The organism is Brevundimonas sp. BH3 (genome assembly GCF_045345115.1).
Classification (GTDB): domain Bacteria; phylum Pseudomonadota; class Alphaproteobacteria; order Caulobacterales; family Caulobacteraceae; genus Brevundimonas.
In genome coordinates this window covers 1280148-1303010 of record NZ_CP150796.1, presented here as the reverse complement: position 1 = coordinate 1303010, position 22863 = coordinate 1280148, and the positions used below count along the sequence as shown (strand labels likewise).

General features: G+C 59.6%; 25 protein-coding genes. 9 read left to right on the top strand and 16 right to left on the bottom strand.

Annotated elements, in window-relative coordinates; genetic code table 11:
* The 10 genes from era to folK form a co-directional block, all read right to left on the bottom strand.
* Complete coding sequence (era, locus tag WEU32_RS06220) at positions 1–972, bottom strand: GTPase Era (protein ID WP_406853245.1); 972 nt, start codon at positions 970–972, stop codon at positions 1–3.
* On the bottom strand, positions 969–1682 hold the full coding sequence (rnc, locus tag WEU32_RS06215) for a ribonuclease III (RefSeq protein WP_406853244.1): 714 nt from the start codon (positions 1680–1682) through the stop codon (positions 969–971). Before rnc ends, era begins: the two co-directional genes overlap by 4 nt.
* The gene (gene lepB, locus WEU32_RS06210) at positions 1682–2608 is read right to left on the bottom strand and encodes a signal peptidase I (protein WP_312138119.1); all 927 of its coding nucleotides are present in this window, start codon (positions 2606–2608) and stop codon (positions 1682–1684) included. The genes rnc and lepB (WEU32_RS06210) overlap by 1 nt, the downstream gene beginning before the upstream one ends.
* 32 nt (positions 2609–2640) lie before the next feature.
* On the bottom strand, positions 2641–3066 hold the full coding sequence (gene acpS / locus WEU32_RS06205; protein WP_406853243.1) for a holo-ACP synthase: 426 nt from the start codon (positions 3064–3066) through the stop codon (positions 2641–2643).
* Positions 3063–3815 (bottom strand): pyridoxine 5'-phosphate synthase, encoded by a 753-nt coding sequence (locus WEU32_RS06200; protein ID WP_406853242.1) that lies wholly within the window; start codon positions 3813–3815, stop codon positions 3063–3065. Before WEU32_RS06200 ends, acpS begins: the two co-directional genes overlap by 4 nt.
* A 12-nt stretch (positions 3816–3827) precedes the next feature.
* On the bottom strand, positions 3828–4412 hold the full coding sequence (gene pyrE / locus WEU32_RS06195) for an orotate phosphoribosyltransferase (RefSeq protein ID WP_312813555.1): 585 nt from the start codon (positions 4410–4412) through the stop codon (positions 3828–3830).
* 47 nt (positions 4413–4459) lie between these two features.
* A complete protein-coding gene (locus WEU32_RS06190) occupies positions 4460–5224 on the bottom strand; it encodes a TIGR00730 family Rossman fold protein (RefSeq protein ID WP_312138111.1) in 765 nt (254 codons plus the stop codon).
* A 36-nt stretch (positions 5225–5260) separates the two neighbouring features.
* Entirely contained in the window at positions 5261–7432 is a 2172-nt protein-coding gene (locus WEU32_RS06185) for a bifunctional (p)ppGpp synthetase/guanosine-3',5'-bis(diphosphate) 3'-pyrophosphohydrolase (protein ID WP_312814076.1), read from the bottom strand.
* 164 nt (positions 7433–7596) lie between these two features.
* Positions 7597–7956 carry a DNA-directed RNA polymerase subunit omega gene (gene rpoZ, locus WEU32_RS06180; RefSeq protein WP_312138109.1) on the bottom strand — a complete coding sequence of 120 codons (360 nt, stop codon included), beginning with the start codon at positions 7954–7956 and terminating at the stop codon, positions 7597–7599.
* A gap of 113 nt (positions 7957–8069) precedes the next feature.
* Positions 8070–8618, bottom strand: coding sequence for a 2-amino-4-hydroxy-6-hydroxymethyldihydropteridine diphosphokinase (gene folK / locus WEU32_RS06175; RefSeq protein WP_406853241.1), 549 nt, complete (start codon positions 8616–8618; stop codon positions 8070–8072).
* Between the two features lie 32 nt (positions 8619–8650).
* Between folK and WEU32_RS06170 the strand changes: the two genes are divergently transcribed.
* Positions 8651–9196: an NYN domain-containing protein gene (locus WEU32_RS06170; protein ID WP_312138106.1), complete on the top strand. Its 546-nt coding sequence runs from the start codon at positions 8651–8653 to the stop codon at positions 9194–9196.
* 115 nt (positions 9197–9311) lie between these two features.
* Here the strand turns inward: WEU32_RS06170 and WEU32_RS06165 are convergent, their stop codons facing one another.
* The gene (locus tag WEU32_RS06165; protein ID WP_406853240.1) at positions 9312–10523 is read right to left on the bottom strand and encodes an N-acetylmuramoyl-L-alanine amidase; all 1212 of its coding nucleotides are present in this window, start codon (positions 10521–10523) and stop codon (positions 9312–9314) included.
* 479 nt (positions 10524–11002) lie between these two features.
* Here WEU32_RS06165 and WEU32_RS06160 point away from each other — a divergent pair, with 479 nt between their 5' ends.
* Genes WEU32_RS06160 through WEU32_RS06150 form a run of 3 tightly spaced genes read left to right on the top strand, consistent with a single transcriptional unit; the run spans position 11003 to position 16088 of the window.
* The gene (locus WEU32_RS06160; protein ID WP_406853239.1) at positions 11003–13771 is read left to right on the top strand and encodes an Rne/Rng family ribonuclease; all 2769 of its coding nucleotides are present in this window, start codon (positions 11003–11005) and stop codon (positions 13769–13771) included.
* 54 nt (positions 13772–13825) lie between these two features.
* Positions 13826–15241, top strand: a complete 1416-nt coding sequence (locus tag WEU32_RS06155) for a M48 family metalloprotease (RefSeq protein WP_406853238.1) — start codon at positions 13826–13828, stop codon at positions 15239–15241.
* A 31-nt stretch (positions 15242–15272) separates the two neighbouring features.
* The gene (locus tag WEU32_RS06150; protein WP_406853237.1) at positions 15273–16088 is read left to right on the top strand and encodes a thioredoxin domain-containing protein; all 816 of its coding nucleotides are present in this window, start codon (positions 15273–15275) and stop codon (positions 16086–16088) included.
* A gap of 54 nt (positions 16089–16142) precedes the next feature.
* Here the strand turns inward: WEU32_RS06150 and WEU32_RS06145 are convergent, their stop codons facing one another.
* Positions 16143–16931 (bottom strand): thiazole synthase, encoded by a 789-nt coding sequence (locus tag WEU32_RS06145; protein WP_312138098.1) that lies wholly within the window; start codon positions 16929–16931, stop codon positions 16143–16145.
* Positions 16932–16991: 60 nt separating this feature from the next.
* On the bottom strand, positions 16992–17189 hold the full coding sequence (thiS, locus tag WEU32_RS06140; RefSeq protein WP_312138096.1) for a sulfur carrier protein ThiS: 198 nt from the start codon (positions 17187–17189) through the stop codon (positions 16992–16994).
* A gap of 247 nt (positions 17190–17436) precedes the next feature.
* Here thiS and aroQ point away from each other — a divergent pair, with 247 nt between their 5' ends.
* The 5 genes from aroQ (at position 17437) to lepB (WEU32_RS06115) (ending at position 21281) form a co-directional block, all read left to right on the top strand.
* The gene (aroQ, locus tag WEU32_RS06135; protein WP_406853236.1) at positions 17437–17880 is read left to right on the top strand and encodes a type II 3-dehydroquinate dehydratase; all 444 of its coding nucleotides are present in this window, start codon (positions 17437–17439) and stop codon (positions 17878–17880) included.
* Between the two features lie 35 nt (positions 17881–17915).
* On the top strand, positions 17916–18392 hold the full coding sequence (gene accB / locus WEU32_RS06130) for an acetyl-CoA carboxylase biotin carboxyl carrier protein (protein ID WP_406853235.1): 477 nt from the start codon (positions 17916–17918) through the stop codon (positions 18390–18392).
* 8 nt (positions 18393–18400) lie between these two features.
* On the top strand, positions 18401–19753 hold the full coding sequence (accC, locus tag WEU32_RS06125) for an acetyl-CoA carboxylase biotin carboxylase subunit (protein WP_406853234.1): 1353 nt from the start codon (positions 18401–18403) through the stop codon (positions 19751–19753).
* 97 nt (positions 19754–19850) lie between these two features.
* Entirely contained in the window at positions 19851–20444 is a 594-nt protein-coding gene (aat, locus tag WEU32_RS06120) for a leucyl/phenylalanyl-tRNA--protein transferase (protein WP_406853405.1), read from the top strand.
* A gap of 72 nt (positions 20445–20516) precedes the next feature.
* Positions 20517–21281, top strand: a complete 765-nt coding sequence (lepB, locus tag WEU32_RS06115) for a signal peptidase I (protein WP_406853233.1) — start codon at positions 20517–20519, stop codon at positions 21279–21281.
* A gap of 7 nt (positions 21282–21288) precedes the next feature.
* On the opposite strand, the gene WEU32_RS06110 is transcribed toward lepB (WEU32_RS06115), so the two are convergent.
* Genes WEU32_RS06110 through WEU32_RS06100 form a run of 3 tightly spaced genes read right to left on the bottom strand, consistent with a single transcriptional unit; the run spans position 21289 to position 22700 of the window.
* Positions 21289–21627, bottom strand: a complete 339-nt coding sequence (locus tag WEU32_RS06110; RefSeq protein ID WP_406853232.1) for an EF-hand domain-containing protein — start codon at positions 21625–21627, stop codon at positions 21289–21291.
* 15 nt (positions 21628–21642) lie between these two features.
* Positions 21643–22311: a DUF2155 domain-containing protein gene (locus WEU32_RS06105; RefSeq protein WP_312138087.1), complete on the bottom strand. Its 669-nt coding sequence runs from the start codon at positions 22309–22311 to the stop codon at positions 21643–21645.
* Entirely contained in the window at positions 22308–22700 is a 393-nt protein-coding gene (locus WEU32_RS06100) for an NADH:ubiquinone oxidoreductase subunit NDUFA12 (RefSeq protein WP_312813576.1), read from the bottom strand. Before WEU32_RS06100 ends, WEU32_RS06105 begins: the two co-directional genes overlap by 4 nt.
* Between the last annotated feature and the right edge of the window lie 163 nt (positions 22701–22863).

Sequence of the window (22863 nt, the reverse complement as noted above, 5' to 3'; positions counted from 1 at the left end):
TCAGACGTCGAAATCCAGACCGAACTGGGTATAGAGTGCCTTGGTGTCCTGCCATTTCGGATCGACCTTGACGGTCAGGAACAGGTGGATCTTGCGATCAAAGATCACTTCCAGCTCTTCGCGCGACTTCTGGCCGATCCATTTCAAGGTCTGGCCACCCTTGCCCAGAACGATAGGACGCTGGCTCTCGCGCTCGACATAGATTGTCTGTTCAATACGAGCCGAACCGTCCGCACGATCTTCGAAGCTGGTGGTTTCCACAGCCGCCGAATAGGGCAGTTCTTCGTGAACGCGCAGATAGACCTTCTCTCGGGTGATTTCAGCGGCCAGAACGCGGGCCGGAACGTCGGCCGACTGGTCTTCCGGATACAGCCACGGACCTTCCGGCATGGCCGAGGCCAGACGCGCCTTAAGATCGTCCACGCCATCGCCCTTATCTGCCGAAATCATGAAGACCTCGGAATAGGCCCCCGTTTCATACAGCTTTTGCGACAGGGCCAGCAGGGTGTCACGACGCATGCCGTCGATCTTGTTCAGAGCCAGAATAACCTTCTGACCCATTTTGTTCAGGTTCTTGATGATGGTTTCGGTATCTTCTGCCGACTTGCGGTCAGCAGGCGTGCCTTCACGGCTTTCGGCACCCAGATGGGCCTGTGCGTCAACAAGATGCACCACCACATCCGCATCTTCTGCACCTGCCCAGGCCGAGGCCACCATGGCGCGGTCCAGACGGCGGCGGGGGTTGAACACACCGGGGGTGTCCACCAGAACGATCTGTGCATTCTCGTGCAGGGCAATACCACGGATCGGAAAACGCGTGGTCTGGACCTTCTGGGTTACGATCGAGACTTTGGAGCCCGTCAGGCGGTTTACCAGCGTGGACTTGCCGGCATTGGGCGCACCAATGATGGCGGCAAAACCAGCGCGTTGTGCCTCTGCATTCTGGACGGGGTTGTTTTCAGTCTCGGTCAAATTACGCCTTCTCGTTTCATTAGTGCGACAGCAGCGGCTTTTTCCGCTTCCTGACGCGATCGTCCGGTAGCCTTCATGGGATCGTATCCCGGAACTACCACCTCGACCGTAAAGGTCGGGGCATGGTCTGAGCCAGTGCGGCCCACAATATTATAGCTTGGCAATGGTTTGCCCTGCCCCTGCGACCACTCCTGTAGTGCAGATTTAGGGTTCACAATGGCCGGTTCGGGCGGAGTGGAAAACTCGGTCGCCCACGCACGCTCAAATACGCCGCGTGCCGCATCCAGGCCACCGTCACGATAGACCGCCGCCAGAATAGCCTCCACAGCATCGGCTATAACTCCGGCCTTTCTGCGGCCACCGGTCTTGGTTTCGCCCGCAGACAGCCGAAGCGCCGGACCAATGCCTAGAGCCTCGCCCACACGCGCACAGGCGCTCTTGTCGACCAGCGAATGCAGACGGGCCGAAAGACGTCCTTCGTCCGCTTCGGGAAAATCACGCACCAGACGATCTGCTACGAGCAAACCCAATACGCGGTCACCCAGAAACTCCAGACGCTCGTTATCCCGAGGCGCATTATGTCCACCGACATCCGATACGCTGGAATGGGTCAAGGCCCGTTCCAGCAGAGCAGGATCGGTAAAATCATAGCCCAGCTTGGCCATCAGGGCTTCAACCGCGATGGTTCTCTGGTTTGGACGCGTGGGCATTAGCTCAATTTCTGGAAGAAGCGGCTCGGGCGCAGGTTGGCAAACCAGCTGACCGGATTGAACAGGCTTGCGCCCGGCGACCACGAGAACAGGATGATCTCGGCCTTACCCACCAGATTCTCTTCCGGAACCATGCCGACGCCCGACATGCTGTCCACGCGGCTATCGATCGAGTTATCGCGGTTGTCGCCCATCATGAAGTAATGACCGGCAGGCACTTCGAACACCGGCGTATTATCCAGTTCGAAGTTCGGGCCGAAATCCTGCGTCATGAAGGTGCGGCCACCCGGCAGGGTCTCGCGTACCTTGGACAACGAGCGCGTGCCGAACAGGTCGTTCATCTGGGCTTCGGAGACGACCACATCGTCAACAGCCACATTATTGATGAACAGCTTGCCCTGACGCATCTGCACCTTGTCACCCGGCAGGCCGATCACACGCTTGATGTAGTCGATCTTGGGATCACGCGGTAGCTTGAACACAGCAATGTCGCCACGCTTGGGCGCGCGGTCCATGATGCGCCCCTCGAACAGAGGCGGGCTGAACGGGATCGAGTGTTTCGAATAACCATACGACCACTTCGACACGACAATATAGTCGCCCTCATAGAGGTTCGGCTCCATTGAGGCCGACGGAATGGTAAAGGGCTGGAACAACAACACGCGCACAACCAGCGCGATCAGCAGCGCGAATACAATCGTCTTGATAATCTCGACGGTCTCGTTCGCCGCGGACTTTTTCTCTGTCACAGGTTTGGCCTTCTTTCGGCGCCGCGGCGCAGTTATCGGCTTTTCATTTTCAAGTGCTTCCGGATCATCGCCCATATCGAATGGGGCATCCCCGTCATCACTCCAAACAGGTGGGCGGGCAGCCTTTTGCGTGGCTGCGTCCGCTTCACCAAACTCAGCCTTGGTGTCGTCGCTCATGGTCTGCTCGAATCCCCCGCAAAATACGAGGCTCAACCTTGAGCCGTAACCTCTGGCGAAACAGCGGGCAAGGCTTCGATGATTACGAATGCTTGAGAATACGGGTATTCGTCGGTCATCGTCAGATGTATCCGCGCCTCATAGCCTTTTGGCGTCAGTCGCCTCAGATGATCGGCGGCATTTCCGGTCAGTTGCAAGGTCGGCTGACCCGATTTGAGGTTCACCACCCCCATATCACGCCAATAGACATCCGAACGGATGCCCGTCCCCAATGCCTTGGCACAGGCCTCCTTGGCCGCAAACCGCTTGGCATAGCTCCAAGAGGGATCGGGTTTTCGGTCGGAACGGGTGCGTTCGATCTCGGTAAAAACACGGTTTTTAAACCGGTTACCAAAGCGTTCCAGCGTCTCTTCTATTCGGCGAATGTCGCACAAATCGGAGCCAAGGCCGATAATCATATATCGCGCACCGACAAGGCTGCATCCATCGCGGCCCGCATCCGGCGTATCGCGGCGTCAAGACCTACAAACACCGCCTCCCCGATCAGGAAATGGCCGATATTCAGTTCCACAATCTCGGGAATGTCCAAAATGGTCGCAGCAGTTGCATAGTCCAGTCCATGACCCGCATGGACTTCCAGCCCCATTGCCTGCGCTTTGTCGGCAGCGGCAGCCAAGCGCCTGAACTCGACAGCACGCTCTGCCCCCGACAGGTGGCAATAGCGTCCCGTGTGGAATTCAACCACCTGCGCCCCCACGCCGACAGCCGCATCAACCTGTTCTTCGGACGGCTCGATAAACAGTGACACCCGCACCCCAACATCGACCAGCGCCTTTACCACCGGTCGAATGCGGGCCTCATGTCCGGCAACCGCCAGACCGCCCTCGGTCGTTACTTCCTCGCGGCGCTCCGGTACCAGACAGGCCGCGTGCGGCTTGTGACGCAGGGCGATGGCCAGCATCTCGTCCGTCACCGCCATTTCGAGGTTCAACGGACGATTGGCGCGGCGGCACAACGCGCTCAGAATATCGATATCGGCGTCGGTGATATGGCGACGGTCTTCGCGCAGGTGCGCCGTAATGCCGTCCGCACCGGCCGCCAAAGCCTGTTCGGCGGCACGGGCCGGATCGGGATGAGCCCCGCCACGCGCATTCCTGACCGTGGCGACGTGGTCAATATTGACGCCAAGGCGGACGTGACGGGTCATCGGCATATTTCCTTATTTAGACAGACGGCGGCTGCCCGGGTCCTCGACCGGCAGTGCAGCCAGTTCCGGCGGCAGGGCATCGGCAGGGTAGGCCGGAACATCCATAGTCGCCAAGGCAATCAGCGGAACACCGACATCGGCACGGCCACCCGAACGGTCAACAATACAGGCCGCAGCGATCACATCGCCGCCCGCCTTCTTGATGGCTTCGATGCATTCGCGCGACGACAGGCCGGTCGTAACGATATCCTCGACCATGACGATCTTCTCGCCCTGTTCGACCGAGAAGCCACGGCGCAGTTTGAACTCACCGTCCACGCGCTCGACATACATGGAACGCACCTTCAGGTGCTTGGCAGTTTCATAGCCGGGGATAATGCCGCCGACAGCGGGCGAAATCGCCGCGTCAACCGGACCAACCGTAGCCACGACCTTCTCGGCCAGCGCCTTGCACAGACGCTCGCAACGCTCGCCATCCATGAAGACAAGGTTCTTCTGAAGGAAGACAGGGCTGTGCAGACCCGAGGAAAGGACAAAATGACCCTCGCGCAGGGCGCCAGCGTCGCGGAATTCGTTGAGGACGTCTTCAGTGTTCATGGACGTCGTCCATAGACCTGCCTGCGTCCGCCCTCAACCCATAGCGCCTATTCTATCGCTTCATGCGGGTGCAAACCGCCTTCCAGAAGCTTGGCCCACACTGTTTGCGCATCATCGGCAAAGTCGAACAGGTCCATATCCGACGGATGGATCATGCCATGCTCGGCAAAGGCCTCGAAATTGATAACCGAGCGCCAGTAGGTTTCATCAAACAGGATGATCGGGATTTTAGGAGCCTTGCCCGTCTGGCGAAGGGTCAAAATCTCGAACAGTTCATCCAGTGTCCCGAAGCCGCCGGGGAAAACCACCAGTGCATTGGCCCGCATCGCCAGATGCATTTTACGCATGGCAAAATAGTGGAACTGGAAGGTCAGTTCCGGCGTCGAATACGGGTTGGGATATTGTTCGTGCGGCAGGGTGATGTTGAAGCCGATGGACGGTGCCCCCGCCTCCATCGCCCCACGATTGGCCGCTTCCATTATGCCCGGACCACCACCGGTGGCGATGACATTATCGCGCGGCTGGCCCACAGTTCCCCGGATCGCCCCTCCCATTTCGGAGGCAATACGCCCGAAATCACGCGCACCTTCATACCAGCGATGCCCCTCGGGGATACGGGCGCTGCCAAACACCACGATGGTCGAGCGTACCCCCCATGCCCGCAAAGATTCCTCGGCCTTGGCGTATTCCATCTGGAAACGCACACCGCGCATGGAATCGCCCAGCAGGAAGTCGGGATCGGTCGCCGCCATGCGATAGGACGGCGAAGCCAATTGCGCCGCATTAGCGGCGCGGCGTTGATCGTCATTCATGGATAAACTCCGTAGGTATTATCACGAAGGGACGGGTCAACCGCGAACGCGGTCGACCACATCCACCTTCGGATTGGCCCGCAAGGCAGCCACGATCATCGTGGCATGGCGGGCGTCCTTCACTTCGACGTCCAGTTCGACGTCAAAGAAATCATGCTGGCGGTGCGACATCGACAGGTTGAGAATATTTCCCCCTGCCTCGCCGATTGTCGTTGCCACCTGCCCCAGAACCCCCGGTGCGTGCTGAATGGTGGCATGCAGGCGCACAGCCCCCATCGCATCCGTTTCCGCCTGAGGCGTCCACTGCATATCGCGCCAGACGGTATCGTCATCGGCATAATCCGCCAAAGACTGACAGTCGATCGTGTGAACCGTCAGGCCGGTATCCACACCATCCGCCCCGACCACCTCGTGGATGCCGACAATACGGTCCCCCGGCACCGGACAACAGCAGTCGGCAAAATGGATGCTGACCCCCGGCGTCAGGCCCGAGCCGCGCACAAACAGGCGCGCCGATGAATCCTGAAGGCGTTTGCGTTCGCCGCTACCCTGAATCTGGCCCTTCAAGGCCGGGAACAGGATTTCAGCAACCTTGGACACCGCAATACGGCCACGGCCCACAGCATCGAGCAGGTCATCCTCGGTCGCCACCGTCAGGGTTTCCAGCGCCGCTTTCAAGGTCACATCTTTCAGCGACTTGCCATGCTGGGCCAGGGTCTGTTCCAGCGAAACGCGGCCCAGACGGATGAACTCTTCACGCTCGGATACGCGGATATGGCGGCGGATCGCCGAACGCGCACGACCTGTAACCGTCAGGCTGCGCCAGTCCGTCGGCACCTCGGCCTTGGAACCGCGAATGATCTCGACCACGTCGCCATTCTGCAACGCCGTGCGCATCGGCTTCAGTTCGCCATTGATCTTGACGCCAACCGCCGTGTCGCCAACCTCGGTATGCACCGCATAGGCAAAGTCCAGCGGCATGCCGCCCCGTGGCAGAGTAATCAGCTTGCCCTTGGGCGTGAACACGAACACCTGTTCGAGATACATTTCGAGCTTGGCGTGTTCGACCCAGTCCTCGCCGCCCTCGCCATGTTCGACCACCTGAACAAGGTGGCGCAGGTTCAGCAGCGGGTCGCGTCCGCCATCGGCCTGCATCGCCTCACGGTCCAGACCATAGGACTGGTTCTTATAGCGCCAGTGCGCGGCAACCCCGTCCTCGGCCACACGGTCCATGGCCTCGGTACGGATCTGCATCTCGATCTTCATGCCCGCAGGGCCTATGACCGTGGTGTGCAAGGAACGGTAATTGTTCGACTTGGGCGTCGAGATAAAATCTTTGAACCGGTCAGGCACCATCGGCCAGATACGGTGGATAATCCCCAGCGAGCGGTAACAGTCATCCTCGCTTTCAACGATCACGCGGAAGCCATAGATATCCGCCAGCGAAGAAAAGCCGACCGCCTTGCGCTGTAGCTTGCGCCAGATGGAATAAGGGGTCTTTTCACGACCTTTGACGCGTGCCTTAAGTCCCCCCTCGCCCAGAACACGCTCGATCTCTTTCGAAACACGAGTAATGGCGCTGCCGTGTTCCAACTTAAGGGCTTCAAGGCGGCGCATGATCGCTGTGCGCGCCGTCGCATTAAGATGCTCGAATGCCAGTTCTTCCAGTTCGGAAGCAATCGAGTGAATACCGATCGAGCGCCCCAACGGCGCATAGACTTCCAGCGTTTCGCGGCTGATCCGCTCGCGCTTCTCCGGCTTAACGTACTGGAGCGTCCGCATATTGTGCAGACGGTCCGCCAGCTTGACCAGCAGCACCCGCACATCGCGCGAAATCGCCAGAATGAACTTGCGCAGGTTCTCGGCCTGACGGGTATGTTCTGCCTGCAGTTCCAGACGCGACAGCTTGGTCACGCCCTCGACCAACACAGCGATTTCCTCGCCAAACATCTCTGCAATATCGTCACGGGTCGCCGAGGTGTCCTCGACCACATCATGCAGCAGTGCCGTCACGATGGTCGCCGTATCCAGCTTGTAGTCGGTCAGAATACCAGCCACCTGGATCGGGTGAGCAAAATAGGGATCGCCCGAGGCCCGCAACTGCGAGCCATGCATCTTCATCGCATAGACATAGGCCTTGTTTAACAAGGCCTCGTCGGCGGTTGGATCATAGGCCTTAACCGCCTCGATCAGCTCGAACTGGCGCATAACCGATGTGCCACGGCCACCCTGACCGGACGCTGCAGACGCCAACGGCGCCGCCCCATGAGAGGTCGACGCCGCTGAGTTAATCTTGTCGGCATTATCGGCTGTCGGCGTGTCCGCCGTGGGCCGCGCCGGGATAATGGTTACGCCAGTGACAGGCATGGCCGTCAGTAGCGTTCCTCCTGACCACCATCACGATCGCTTTGCAGCGCACGGATGAGTTCAGCCTCGGCCATGTTCATGTGCTGCGGCTCGGCCAGCAGTGCCACGACTTCGGCTTCGTCCTCTGCTTCGGTGCGTTCGTCGACGCGCTGCAGGGTGACGACGATGTTTTCCACCAGATCTTCCGGCAGGACGGTTTCGTCAGCCAGTTCGCGCAAGGCCACAACCGGATTCTTGTCGTTATCACGGTCGATGGTCAGAGCGGCACCGTTCGCAATATTGCGGGCGCGGTGACCGGCCAGCAGAACCAGACCAAAACGGTTCGGCACCTTTTCGATGCAATCTTCGACAGTGACGCGGGCCATGAAATTCCTCGGGCGACAGGGAGAACCATATAAAATACAGAAGAGAGGCCAATTAAGCAATGGCAACTGACCCTTCTGAAGTCGGAAAACGCAGGTTTATCGCTTGCTTGCGACTAGCTTGCGCCTTGATCGACCGGCGCGGCATCCATACCCACGCTGGCACGCGCCGCCAAGTCCCTCGCCGTTTCGCCATTATCCGGATGCCGCCATTCAGGAGCGATTTCCGCCAACGGCCCCATAACAAACAGACGTTCGCGCGCGCGTGGGTGCGGAAGATAAAGTCCGTCCAGATCCCCGCTGATGCGCCCATAGGCGATCAGGTCCAGATCAAGCGTGCGCGGTGCGTTTCGCCGTGAACGCACCCGCCCCAAGTCGTCTTCGATGCGCGATAGCGCCCCCATAAGCGCCTTGGGATCAAGCGCTGTTTCCACGACAGCAACCCCATTCAGGAATGGAGGATCGGCAGGATCAGGCCATGCCATGGACTGCCACCAGGACGAACGGGCCACGATTTTTATCCCCGCCTGCTGTAGTTGCAGCAGCGCAGCTTCCAGTCCTTTTTCGCAGGTTGCAAACTTGCCCTTGTCATTCGTGCCCAGTGCGACGATGACTGCATCGGCAAGATCGCGATTTCCAACGGGATCTGATTTTTGCGAACTCAAACCGAATGCCTTTTTGAAACAGGACTATTTTGATGCCTACTTCCGACCGCATTGCGCTTTTTATCGACGGTGCCAACCTTTATTCAGCGGCGCGTGCGCTGAATGTCGATCTGGATTTCCGCAAGCTGTCCGACCATTTCGCCCGTCAGGGCCGTCTGGTTCGCGCCTATTATTATACCGCGATTGTGGAGGGCGAGGAATTTTCGCCGGTGCGTCCGCTGGTGGACTGGCTGGACTATAACGGCTTCACTGTCATGACCAAGCCGGTGCGCCGCTTTACCGACGCGCAAGGCAATACCCGCACCAAGGGCAATATGGATGTCGAGATTGCGGTCGACATGCTGGAACTGGCCCCTCACCTCGACCATGTGGTCCTGTTCTCGGGCGATGGCGATTTCCGTCGTCTGGTCCAGTCAGTACAGGCCAAGGGCGTGCGTGTGACCGTGGTATCCACCACCAAGAGCCAACCGCCACAAATCAGCGACGAACTTCGCCGTCAGGCCGATGCCTTTATCGATCTTTCCGACATCATGGGCGACTTCTCCAAGCCCAAACCTGCCATCAATCGCGACCGCTAAGTCGCGTCATCAAGCTTGGTTCTGGACGGATAGCCTCCAAGGGATCCGGAATATCCGTCCAGAACCTGCGTGGATCACGCTGCAGCCAGTTTTGATCTTTTGAAATCTGACAGCCCTATCCCTGCCCGCCCGTCCCGGCGACATGAACCGGCACATTGGGCTGACGGAAATACTTGTCGATACCATCCGCGACCGAACGCATAAGGCGCTTGCGCGAGCGTTCATCGGAAAGAACCCGACCATCTTCCGGATTGGTCATAAATCCCATTTCCAGAAGCACAGCCGGAACATCCGGTGCCAGCAACACCGCCAGCCCCGCCGCACGGTGACTCTGGCGCAGCATCGAATGCCCATCGCTTTCTAATTGCGTCAGAAGCCCGCGTGCAAACTGCGCCGAGCGGTTCTGTGTTGCGCGCTGGGTCATGTCCAGCAGGATACGGTCCACCGACGGATCACGTCCGCCCGGAAGGCGCAAATCACGCTGCCAGTCATCATGGCTGGTGAACTCGCGAACCGCACGGCTCGCGCCTTGTTCGGACAAGGTATAGACACTTGCCCCGCGCAGAGCCGGATCGGAACCGGAATCTGCATGCAGAGAAATAAACAGGTCTGCATTGGCGTCGCGGGCGATCTGTACACGGCGACCATGTCCGACATAGACATCGCTGTCGCGGGTCAGGCGCACACGATAGCGCCCCGTACGCTCCAGCGCCGCTTTCAACTCGCGAGCCGCCGACAGGGTAATGGCCTTTTCCCAGACTTCGTGACCTTGCGAACCGGGATCGCGCCCGCCGTGACCGGCATCAATCACTATCAGAGGCTTTTCAGCGCGAACTTGTGGTGCACGTGCCGTGACAACCGTCGCTTCGGGGGCTCCGGTCGCTTTAAGATCGATCACATAGCGATAGTGTGACACGCCATCACCGGGCGGCAGCAAGAACCGGCGCTCGACGGTTGCACCGCGTGCCAGCGACAGGTTGATGCGCGCACCACCCGAACCGCTCTGAAGATTATAGGCGCGAACCAGACCAGCACCATTGCCCGACAAACCACGCCCCGGATCAATCTCCGCCAGCGACACGGCCACTTCACCATTGGAGCCGTCAGAAACGACGCGACCACGGGTTTCGCGATCCAGATCGATCACCACCCTCGTACGCTGGGCGTCACCGCCAAAACGGACTGACTTGACCTGAATATCCGATCCGCGCGCAAGGCTCAGGCCAGCCGTCAGCACGGCCGCACTGGTCACAGCCGCAGCCAAGGCCGACAATGACCACTCACGCAGCCCCCAACGCTTAGGGTTCTCGCGCCATACGCCTCGCATCGGTAAGACGAAACTCCTTGCACCTTCGCACACTGCCTAACCCTGCGACCATTAAGGATTTCGTAAAGAAAAGCACCTGCGCAATCATTTTGCATTTTGTCAGAATGGCGCCTATGTTCATCTGACTGCGACAGATCGCGCCTATGCCCCTGTGTGGCTTTGGGCACGCACTCCTCGCGGCGTAACTTGATTATTCACCTCATTCCGAAGGTGGGACGATAGCCGTCTTGCCCGAAGATAAAGCGGGTTCGGACCGCAGCCTCAATTGACGGGCGCGACCGATCCCCGGACCGACAGAACCATGGGCCAACACGCCTGCGACACCATCCGGCTTTTGAGTGCCGACTTCGCCTATGGCGAAGGTGGGATGTGCGCGCGTGGCCTTCTCCACATTCGGCGAGCCGCTCCCCTGCTAACGGGGTCCATCCAAGCGAAGGATTTCGCGGGGCAAGGGCTGGCGCGCCCAAGAAAGACACTGCATGTCAAAAACCATGTTGATCGATGCGGCGCACGCGGAAGAAACGCGCGTCGCTATCGTGGACGGCCGCCAAGTTGAGGAATTCGACTTTGAGTCCCGCGGTCGCCGCCAACTTCGCGGCAACATCTATCTCGCCAAGGTAACCCGGGTCGAACCCAGCCTGCAGGCGGCCTTTGTTGAGTACGGCGGCAACCGTCACGGTTTCCTCGCCTTCAACGAAATTCACCCCGACTATTACCAAATTCCGGTGGCCGATCGCGAAGCCATCATGGCCGAAACGGGCGATGATGACGACGATCATGACGATCTGGGTCGCGATAGCGGTGACGACGAGGGCGATGCCGAAGGCCGTCTGGCCGATGAGGAACGCCTCAAGCGCCGCCTGATGCGTCGCTATAAAATTCAGGACGTTATCAAGCGCCGGCAGGTGCTGCTGGTTCAAGTCGTCAAGGACGAGCGCGGTGCCAAGGGTGCGGCCCTGACCACCTGGCTGTCGCTGGCCGGTCGTTACTGCGTGCTGATGCCGAACACCGGCAAGGGCGGCGGTATCTCGCGCAAGATCACCAACACCTCGGACCGCCGTCGCCTCAAGGCGGCAGCTGCGGCCCTCAAGGTGCCGGAAGGCATGGGCCTGATTATCCGCACGGCCGGTGCCAAGCGCACCCGTGCAGAAATCAAGCGCGACTATGAATATCTGCTGCGTCTGTGGGCCACGATCCGTGAGACGACGCTGAAATCGACCGCTCCGGCTGTCATATACGAAGAAGAAAACCTTGTCCGCCGCGCTGTCCGCGACATGTATGACAAGGACTTCGACGGCATTCAGGTCGAAGGCATCGAAGGCTTCAAACAGGCGCGTGACTTCATGCGCGTGCTGATGCCATCGCAAGCCAAGAAGATTCATCTGTATCAAGGCACCCGCCCGCTGTTCGCATCGAACGGCATCGAGGAAGTCCTGACCCAGATTCACCAGCCAGTCGTTCCGCTGAAATCGGGCGGCTATCTCGTTATCAACCAGACCGAAGCTCTGGTGGCTATCGACGTGAACTCGGGTCGTTCGACCAAAGAGCGCAATGTCGAGCAGACTGCCCTCAAGACCAATATTGAAGCCGCCGCCGAGGCCGCTCGCCAGCTGCGCCTGCGCGACTTGGCTGGTCTGGTGGTCATCGACTTCATCGATATGGATGAAGGCAAGAACAACCGCGCCGTCGAAAAGGTTCTGAAAGACGCGCTGGCCAAGGATCGTGCCCGCATCCAGATGGGCCGCATCTCGCCTTTCGGCTTGATGGAAATCAGCCGTCAGCGTCGTCGCCTTGGTGTGATCGAAGGCGCGACCGAGGCTTGCGCCTGCTGTCAGGGCACCGGCCGTGTACGCTCGGCTGAATCCGCCTCGCTGACCACCCTGCGCGCTGTCGAAATCGAAGCAGGTCGTAGCGGTGCAGGCTGCATTACCCTGCGTGTCTCGACGGCAGTGGCGATCTATATCCTGAACCACAAGCGCGATTATCTGCAGCGTCTGGAGCAGATGCGCGGCCTGAAGGTCATCGTCCAGATTGATGACTCGCTGGCCCAAGGCGAACACCATATCGAACGCACCGAAACCAACGAAGACTTCGTGGCTCTGCAAAGCCATGTCGATCTGTCGCTTCTGGATGACGGTATCGACGACCACGCTGTCTTTGACGAAGACGAGGACGATGAGGACGAAGACGACGTTATCTCTCTCGATGACGACGAAACTTCGGATGGCGAAGACGAAGAGCGTGCCGAGCGTGATGATGACAGCCGTGGTAATCGCCGCCGTCGTCGTCGTCGTGGCGGTGGCTCGCGTCAGGACGATGAAACCGAAACCCGTGCTGCTGAAGACGATGACGATGACAGCCGGGGTAATCGCCGCCGCCGTGGCCGCCGTGGCGGTCGCCGCTCGCGCGAAGAAGGTGATCGCGACGTCTATAGCTGGGTGCGTGGTCGTACACCGTCGCTGGATGATCCCTATGTCTGGTTCGACCCGCTCAATCCGCAGCGCCCGGAGCGTCCAGAGCGTCCGCAGCGTATTGTTGCCGCTGTCGAAGGCACTGAAAATGCCGAGAACGCCGAAAACGATCTGATCGCTTCGGAAGAGGACGGCAATGGCCGCCGTTCGCGCCGTCGCCGCGGTCGCGGTCGCGGTCGCAACCGCGATCAAGGCGAAATGATTCACGACGCCAAGGTCGAGGACCGCGCCACCAATGAAGGCCTGCCGGTCGAGGGGAACCCTGACCTGCCGATCGCCGTCATGATTGAGCCGGAAGTCTCCGAGGTGACTGAAAGCATAGAGGCCGCACCGGTTGCCGATGAAGCACCCAAGCGCCGCCGCGTCCGTCGCAAGACCCGCAGCAATGGTGACAACGAAGCTATCAACGCCGAAGCGACGGAGTCTCCTGCACCTGTCGCCTCTGGCGACGAGCAACCTCCGTTCGTAGCGGTCATCCCCGATGATCGTATTATCGAAAAGGCTGCCGAGCGTCAGTCAAATCGCGATGCCGAACAGGAAGCCGTCCCTGCCAAATTGGACGTGCCCCCTGCCAAAGCCTTTGTGATTGAAAAGGCGATCGAACAGGCCATCGAAGCCCAGGCTTCAGTCGAGCCTGTGGCCGCTCCGGTTGTCGAAAGCGCCCCTGTCGAGGCGGAGGCTAGCGAAACGGTTGCCGTCGAAGACCTGATCGCTAATGATCCGAACCAAATCGTTGCGCCGCCCGAAAAACCCAAAAGGGGCTGGTGGCGCCGTTGATCGGCCATGATTTGACGTGAGAAAAGGTGGAAGATCGTTGCTCTGGAGTGCGCCATGATCCGGTTTTCCACTACTCTTACCCGTCTGCTGGTTGCCGGGACGGCGGCGGCTGCCTTGATGGCAGCCGCTCTCCCTGCCTCAGCTCAAAGCCTGATCCGCGATACCGAGATCGAGGCTATTATTGACGAGTGGTCCGCACCGACCCTGACGGCCATGGGTCTGGATCCGTCCGAAGTCGAAATCCTGCTCGTCAATGACAACAGCCTGAATGCCTTCGCCACACGCGGACGCATCATGGGTCTGAACACAGGCCTGATCCTGCAAACCAAGACCCCGAACCAACTACTAGGCGTGATCGCGCACGAAGCTGGCCATATCAAAAACCGCCACACCCTGCGTGACGGTGCCCAGAATGCAGGCATGCAGCCCATGATTATGACCATGGCGCTGGGGGCATTGGCAGCATTGGCTGGGGCACCAGATGCCGGTGCAGCCCTTCTGGCCTCCAGCCAGTATTTCGGCACACTGGGTGCTCTCCGATACATGCAGTCTCAAGAGGGCGAAGCCGATATCACTGGGGCTCGCGCTCTGGAACGTGCCGGTGAATCCGGTCGAGGTCTGGTCGAGTTTTTCGAAAACTTCCGCTCACAGGAAGTGTTCTCGGATGCCCGCCGCTTCCCCTATTTCCGCAGCCACCCGCTGTCTTCTCAGCGTATCAGCGCCCTGCGCGGTCCGGTGGAGCGCGCTTCCCACTATGGCAATACCGATAGCGAGGAGCGTATCGCCCAACACGCGCTGGTTCTGGCCAAGATCCACGGGTTTATGGATAATCCGAACACCACGCTGCGGCTTTATCCGTCCAGCGACACCTCGTTGCCTGCTCGCTATGCGCGTGCGATCGCATGGTACAAGGACGGCCAGACCACCAAGGCTTTGGAAGGCGTAGACAGCCTTTTGGCCGAACAACCGGACAATCCCTATCTGTGGGAATTGAAAGGCCAGATCATTTTTGAAGAAGGTCGTCCCGCCGAAGCTCTGGATGCCCATAAACGGGCCGTTGACCTGATGCCCGAGGCCCCTCTTCTGCGCATCAACTATGCCCACGCTCTGTTGGAAACCGGCGAGGCCGAGCAAATCACCAAGGCGGAAACGGAGTTGAAATATGCTCTGGCTCGAGAGGATGACAACCCGATGGGATGGCGCCTGCTCAGTCAGGCCTATGCGGCTCAGGGCAAGGAAGGCGAGGCCCGACTGGCCTCAGCCGAATACTGGTTCGCTCTGGGTCAGGCCAAACAGGCCAACGAGTTCGCCCTGCGCGCCCGTGACATGCTGGACCGCAGTTCGATCGAATGGCGCCGCGCTACCGATATTGTGCTTTCATCGGGGGCATCAGAATCCGATATTCTTGACGCCGAACGTCGCAATGAGCGCCGCCGCGGCCAGCAAGTCGTTCCCCCAAACAGCAACTAGGCTGTTCCCCCCTCATAGATCATAGAGTTTCATGTCCGATACGCCCGATACGGTTGCCCAAACGCCTGATCAACCCCAAGCTACGCCGTCTGTAACAACGCCCCAACCCTCTGCGGCCAAGGGCACGACAACGGTGATGGCAGGGGCTGCTCTTGCGATTTCAGCGGCGGCGCTTGTCATGGCCTCCCTGCCCTATTTCGGCGTCGGTATCGGCCCGCAGGTTCGCGGTTATCTGCTCAATAATCCACAAATTCTGGACGAGATGATCACGGCCCGCCAACAGGCCGAAGACCAGAGCGTCTCATCGGCCATTGATGCCGCAGCCAAGGCCAATCCGCAGCTTTTGGCCCATGATGCACGCGATCCGGCGGTCGGTCCGGAAAACGCCAAGGTGACGGTGATCCAGTTTTTTGACTATCGCTGCCCCGGATGTAAGGCTGTGTCGGTGCCCTATCGTGAAATGATGGCTCGCCACCCCGATGTGCGTTTTGTCTTCAAGGAATGGCCCATTCTGGACAATGGCGAGACGGTTACATCCAACTATGCTGCACGCGCCGCTCTGGCGGCCAATCAGCAGGGCAAGTTCATGGCTGTCCATGCCGCGCTGATGGACGAACGCGCCCTCACCGTCGATGTCATCAACCAGATTCTTCAGGAACAGGGCATGGACATGGCCGCGGCCCAAAAGGCCATCGCTTCGCCTGATACAGCCCGCCATATCACCGACATCCACACAACAGGCGTGGCGCTGGGTCTTCGCGGCACCCCGACCTTCTTCGTCAACGGCAAGGCCAGTGCCAGCATCGACCCCGCCGATGTCGAACAGATGATCAAAGCCGTCCAATAAACAAAAATGCCGGAAGCTATCGCTTCCGGCCTTTTTTCTGTGCCGTCGCGATCCTTAGATCAGACCTGCCAACGGCGAGGACGGATCGGCAAACATGCGTTTCTTCATACGGCCCGCCAGATAGGATTCACGACCGGCGATGACCGCGTGCTTCATGGCACTGGCCATCAGGATCGGATCGCGGGCCTCCGCAATGGCGGTATTCATCAGCACACCGTCACAGCCCAGTTCCATAGCCACAGCGGCATCCGAGGCCGTGCCCACACCGGCATCAACGAGCACCGGAACCTTGGATTGTTCCACGATCATGCGGATATTGATCGGGTTCTGCAGGCCTAGCCCCGAGCCAATCGGCGCGCCCAGCGGCATGATGGCGACAGCGCCAGCATCTTCCAGCTTGCGGGCATAGACGGGGTCATCGGTGCAATAGACCATGACCTCGAAACCCTCTGCGGTCAGCAGCTTCAGCGCGCGCAGGGTTTCTTCCATGTCCGGATACAGGTGCTTCTGCTCCGACAGGACTTCCAGCTTTACCAGCGTCCAGCCACCGGCCTCGCGCGCAAGGCGCAGGGTCCGCATAGCGTCCTCGGCAGTGAAACAACCCGCCGTGTTCGGCAGATAGGTGTATTTCTTCGGATCGATATAGTCGGTCAGAACCGGCTGGCCGGGGTCCGTCAGGTTCACGCGGCGCACGGCCACTGTGACCATTTCCGCCCCCGATGCCACGACAGCGGCGGCGTTCTGTTCATAGTCACGGTACTTGCCCGTGCCCACGATCAGGCGAGAATTAAAGGTGCGTCCTGCGACGGTCCAGCTATCGGTACGAGGGGCGGATTCGGTCATACAAAACACCTAGCCCCACTCGTGCGCCCATGAAAGACGCGATACCCGATTTGATTATGATCAGCCGCCGCCTACGAACTGGACCAGTTCGATCTTGTCGCCATCCGATACAGGCGTCGTGGCATGCAGCGAACGCGGCACGATTTCGAGATTCAGCTCCACAGCCACCTTGCGCGGGTCCAGACTCAGTTCCTCGATCAGGGCAAGAATAGTGGTGGCGGCGGTTTCACGCCCCTGCCCGTTCACTTCGATACGCACGATCACACTCCATTCGTCGTTATCTCCTCATATGGGGCGATGTGCGACCTAACTCAATCTTGCAAGCCATTGTCCCCCGGGTTTCCAGCCTTGTAAAATCGGTTGCAATGCCCGGTTGGCTCATCCGATACGCATTCAACCATGACGCAAGGTCAAGAATTTAGTCGCATGCTTGGCGTTCCCCCCCAACTCGGTCTACAAAGCACACGATTCCGCGCGCGTGGCGTGCGCCTTACTCTGCGAGCGAATGCCCGAAACGCCTGTCCTCTATGTTCTGAACGGTCCGAACCTCAATCTCCTCGGAGAGCGTGAGCCGGAAATCTATGGCCGTGACACACTCGCGGACGTTCAAAAGCTGTGCGAAAACGCAGCCGATGGCGCTCGCATCGTGTTTCGCCAGTCGAACCATGAAGGCCAGTTGGTGGACTGGATTCACGAGGCCCGCAATGAAGCCTCTGCCCTGATCATCAACCCCGCAGCCTACACCCATACCTCGGTGGCGCTGCTGGATGCCCTGAAAACCCTTTCTATCCCCGTCATTGAGTGCCACCTGTCGAACCCCGCTGCGCGCGAGGCCTTCAGGCACCACTCCTATGTGTCTCTGGCCGCTACCGGCGTGATCGCCGGTCTGGGCGTCCAGGGATATGAACTGGCCGTCAAGGCGGCCCTGAACCTCATCCGTTCGGCCTAAGCGGCTACGGCTAAGTACTACGAGAAGAGACAAAGATGTCCGACAAACACACCGCCATCGACGCTGAACTGGTTCGCGCCCTCGCCAACATCCTGAACGAGACCGAGCTGACCGAGATCGAAGTCGAGAAAGACGACCTGAAAATCAAGGTTAAGCGCGAAATCACTGTGGCCGCCGCTCCGGTCGCCTATGCCGCGGCTCCGGCTCAGGTGGCAGCGCCTGCCGCAGCAGCTCCGGCCGCTGCCGCTGCGCCGGCCGCTCCGGCTGCACGTTCGGGTGAAGAAGTGAAGTCGCCGATGGTGGGCACCGCCTACCTGCAACCGGCTCCGGGTTCGGACCCGTTCATCTCGGTCGGCGCCAAGGTCAAAAAGGGTCAAACCCTGCTGATCGTTGAAGCTATGAAGACCATGAACCCGATCACCGCTCCGCGCGACGGCGTTGTGGCTGAAATCCTCGTCGGCGACGCCCAGCCGGTCGAGTTCGGCGAAGCTCTGGTCGTTCTGGAAGCCTGAGCCTGAGTATGTTCACCAAGGTCCTCATCGCCAACCGTGGCGAAATCGCCCTTCGGGTGCATCGCGCCTGTAAGGAAATGGGTATCTCGACGGTGGCCGTTCACTCGGAAGCCGACCGCGGTGCCATGTGGGTACGTCTGGCTGACGAAAGCGTCTGCATTGGTCCGGCTCCGGCCGCCAAGTCGTATCTGAACATCCCGCAGATCATTGCGGCTGCCGAAATCACCGGCGCGCAGGCGATCCACCCGGGCTATGGCTTCCTGTCGGAAAATGCCCGCTTCGCTGAAATCATCGAAGCGCACGGCATGACCTTCATCGGTCCCAAGCCGGACCACATCCGTGTGATGGGCGACAAGATCACCGCCAAACAAACCGTCAAAGACGCTGGCATCCCCGTCGTTCCGGGCTCGGATGGCGAGGTTGAAACTGTCGAAGCGGCTATCGAAGCCTCCAAGACCATCGGCTTCCCGCTGATCGTCAAGGCGGCTGCCGGTGGTGGTGGTCGCGGCATGAAGGTTGCCATGACCGCCGACGATCTGGTCGAAGCTGTCCAGACCGCACAATCCGAGGCGCTGGCCGCCTTCGGTAACGGTGCCGTCTATATGGAACGGTACCTGCAGAAGCCGCGTCACATCGAGATCCAGGTCATCGCTGACAGCCACGGCAACGTGGTTCACCTCGGTGAACGCGACTGCTCGCTGCAACGCCGCCACCAGAAGGTGCTGGAAGAAGCCCCGTCACCGGCTCTGTCGGCCGAGGGACGCGCCAAGATCGGTGAAGTGGTCAACAAGGCCATTGCCGCCATCGGTTACCTCGGCGTTGGTACCATCGAGTTCCTATGGGAAGACGGCGAGTTCTTCTTCATCGAGATGAACACCCGCCTGCAGGTCGAGCATCCGGTCACCGAAATGATCACCGGTGTAGACCTCGTGCGCGAACAGATCCGTATCGCTGCAGGTCTGCCACTGTCGTTTACCCAGGACGAAATCAAGTTCAACGGCCACTCGATCGAAGTGCGTATCAATGCCGAGAACGCCGAAACCTTCACCCCTTCGCCGGGTACGGTAACGGACTTCCACGCTCCGGGTGGTCTGGGTGTGCGCCTCGATAGCGCGATCTTCGCCGGCTATTCGATCCCGCCTTACTATGACAGCCTGATCGGCAAGCTGATCGTTCACGGTCGCGACCGCGAAGAAGCCATTGCACGCCTCAAGCGCGCTCTGGGTGAAACGGTTGTCGGCGGCGTGGATACCACCATCCCGCTGTTCCAGAAGCTGTTGCAGGAGCCGGACATTCTGTCGGGCGACTACGACATCCACTGGCTGGAAAAATGGGCTGCGGCTCAAAAGGCGAAAGCCTGATTTGATCGAAGAGGAAGACCCCGAGTTCAGCGCAAAGGAGCGCGAGGTGTTTGACGCCGCCGCCCTCCTACGCTGCTACGCCAACGGGGCCTTTCCCATGGGAGAGGCGCGGGATGATCCCCGCGTCTTTCTCGTTGAGCCGGACCAGCGCGGCATATTTCCGCTGGATGGCTTCCACATCCCCACACGTCTGAAACGCACGGTTCGCGGCGAGCCGTTCGATATCCGCGTCAACACGGCCTTTCTCAGCGTCGTGGACGCCTGTGCCTCGCCCGCCAAGGGACGCGAGGACACATGGATCAATGGCCCCATCCGCCGTCTATATGGCGAGCTTCACGCTCTGGGCCATGCCCACAGCGTCGAATGCTGGAAGGACGAGGTTCTGGTCGGCGGTCTTTATGGCGTGACGCTGGGCAGTGCGTTTTTCGGCGAGAGCATGTTCAGCCGCATGACCGATGCCTCGAAGGTTGCGCTTGTGCATCTGGTGGCCCGCCTCAAACGTGGTGGCTTCACCCTGCTGGATGCCCAGTTCATCACCGAACACCTGATGCAGTTTGGCGCTCAGGAAATACCGCAAAGCACCTATCTCAGAAAACTGGGGCCTGCGCTCAGGCTCAAGGGTGATACCTCCGATCTTGGCCTGTCTATGAGCGGCACCGAAGCCGTTGAGCGCGCACTGGCCAACAGCTAAAGCCGTGTCCGGACACAATCAAACGCTGTCCGGACAGTTTTAAACTGGCGCGGATACACAAACGGCCAGCCTATGTCGGCCATGACCCAAGCCACCACTCATCCCCGTAACCTATCGCATGAAATCACCAGCTTTGGCATGCCCCTGTTTCTGGGCCTTCTGCTGGCGACTGTGTTTCGCATTTTGGCCTATCAGCCCTTCACCATTCCTTCGTCGTCCATGGCCCCCGGCCTTTTGACTGGCGACTATATTGTGGTGTCCAAAATAGCTTACGGTTGGAGCGCAGCCTCCCTGCCCTTTGGTTCTCCCAACGGGACAGAGCGACTGATGGCGTCAACGCCGGAACGGGGCGATGTGGTTGTGTTCCGCCTGCCGCGTGATCCTTCACAGGTCTGGATAAAACGCGTTATCGGTCTTCCGGGCGATACGGTGCAGATGAAGAGCGGCCAGTTGGTCATCAATGGCCAGCCCGTGCCGCAAACTTCGCTTGGCCAGACATTTGACCGCGACAATCCCGCCCGTCCTGTCGAAGCTTTTAGAGAGCGACTGGTCAGCGGACGGTCTTATGTCACCTATGATGGCGGCCCCAACCTTGCCGGTGACAATACCGCCCCTATCACTGTGCCGACAGGTCATTATCTGATGATGGGAGACAATCGCGACAATTCTCTGGATAGCCGTTGGAGCGCGGATGTCGGTATCGGATTGCTGCCCGCCAGTCATATTATAGGGCGTGCCGAGTTTATTGCGTGGTCGTGGAAACCGGGGGCTTCATTGGTAAAGCCGTGGACTTGGCCCGACCTAAGAGGCGATCGCGTCCTGAAGTCGATCGAATAGAATGTCCTTAACGCGCGCGATATTCTTCAAAGGACAACAGGCCATCTTTATTGCGGTCAAGCTGCTGGAAAGTGACACGCGCAGGGTTAAGGGTTTGCGCCAGAGACGGTGCCGCCACAGCCCCCAGTGCAAGCACAGCTACGGCGACCGCTATGGTCCTGTGCCAACTGGTATTCTGCAAACGCGGTTTCGACGGCTTTTCCAACTCGGTGTCGATAAAGCGCCGGATGGCCTCGCTGGCCGTGCGGCCCTCGGCACGACAGTGCTGCATGAAGGCGTTCTTCGTTTCGAAGGGCATGCGGACTTCGACGGTCTCGGTTTTCTTCGGCTGTCGTTTCGTCACCATGCCCTACCTCACTGCCTAGCGGTTCTTACAGCCCACAACCCACGCATCATATAGCGGGTGTTCCAGCCCATTCAGGCTGGGCGAGGAGGCAAACATCCAGCCCTTAAAAACCTGGCGGGCCTCATTGGACGGCTGGGCCGAACGCGGCTGCACACCGATTTCCAGATAGGCAATGGCGTCTTCGGTCACTTCGTTGGCACCCGTCACTTCACAGGCACGAACCTTGAAGATCAGATTCTTGGAAAAACGCACCGGGCGACCACCCACCTCGACCTCGAACTGCATGGTCTCGGCTGTGGTTTTGTCTATGGCCTGAACCAGAGCGACCGGCAAACGACGGCGCACAGTGCTGGCCGGTTCCTCGACCGTTTCTGCAACCGTTTCTTCTTCGGCCGCGTCTTCGCCTTCGTCGGAAACTTCTTCCTGCGGGGTTGGTTCGACCACCGTTAGAGACGTGGTCCCCGCTGGGATATCCTGAACGGGCGCACTCGCCGGTGCCGTCAGAACCTGCGCCGGTGCCTGTGGCGCAGGTTGGGCTGCCTTTTCACGCAAGGCATCGCCCACAGGATCCTGAACCGGAACCGCATCTTGCGGTACATCCATCAGGGCGGCGGTCACGCCAGCCCCCGACAGACCGAGGCCTGCGGCGACAATGCCGCCCAGCAGAACCCCGCGCAGACTCATTCCGGTGTCCAGGCTTGGTAGTCACCGGTCGCTGCCGGACGTTGACCGCTCGCAACCAGCGAACCCTGCGGACGACGGGCATAGGGCGTGCCGGTCAGGTTAGGCAGGTGATCTTTTTCCCAAGCCTGACGGTGCAGCGGTTTCTCGCTGGGGGCCTCGTCATAGGTATAGCGCAGCCAGCCCTGCCATTCCGGCGGAATCTTCGTGGCTTCGGCATAACCGTTATAGATCACCCAGCGACGCTTACGTCCATCATACGAGACGTTATCGCGCGACTGATAGTAGCGGTTACCGAATTCGTCCGTGCCGATCAGGCTGCCACGCTTGCCCACCGTGAAAAGGGTGCCAATGGTGGCACCGTTCCACCAGGTAAAGATCTTGCTCAGCACGTCGTGCACTCACTTAAAATCGCGCCGCGAGGAAAGGGAGTTCAGCGGCCCTGCAATCATAGAAACCTCTGGCCGTTACGTCCAGCGGTCCCACACGCTTCTGTTAAAAACCTTTGGTCCAATATGTTGGGGGTAACCCCTATGCGGCCCACAATATCTATTG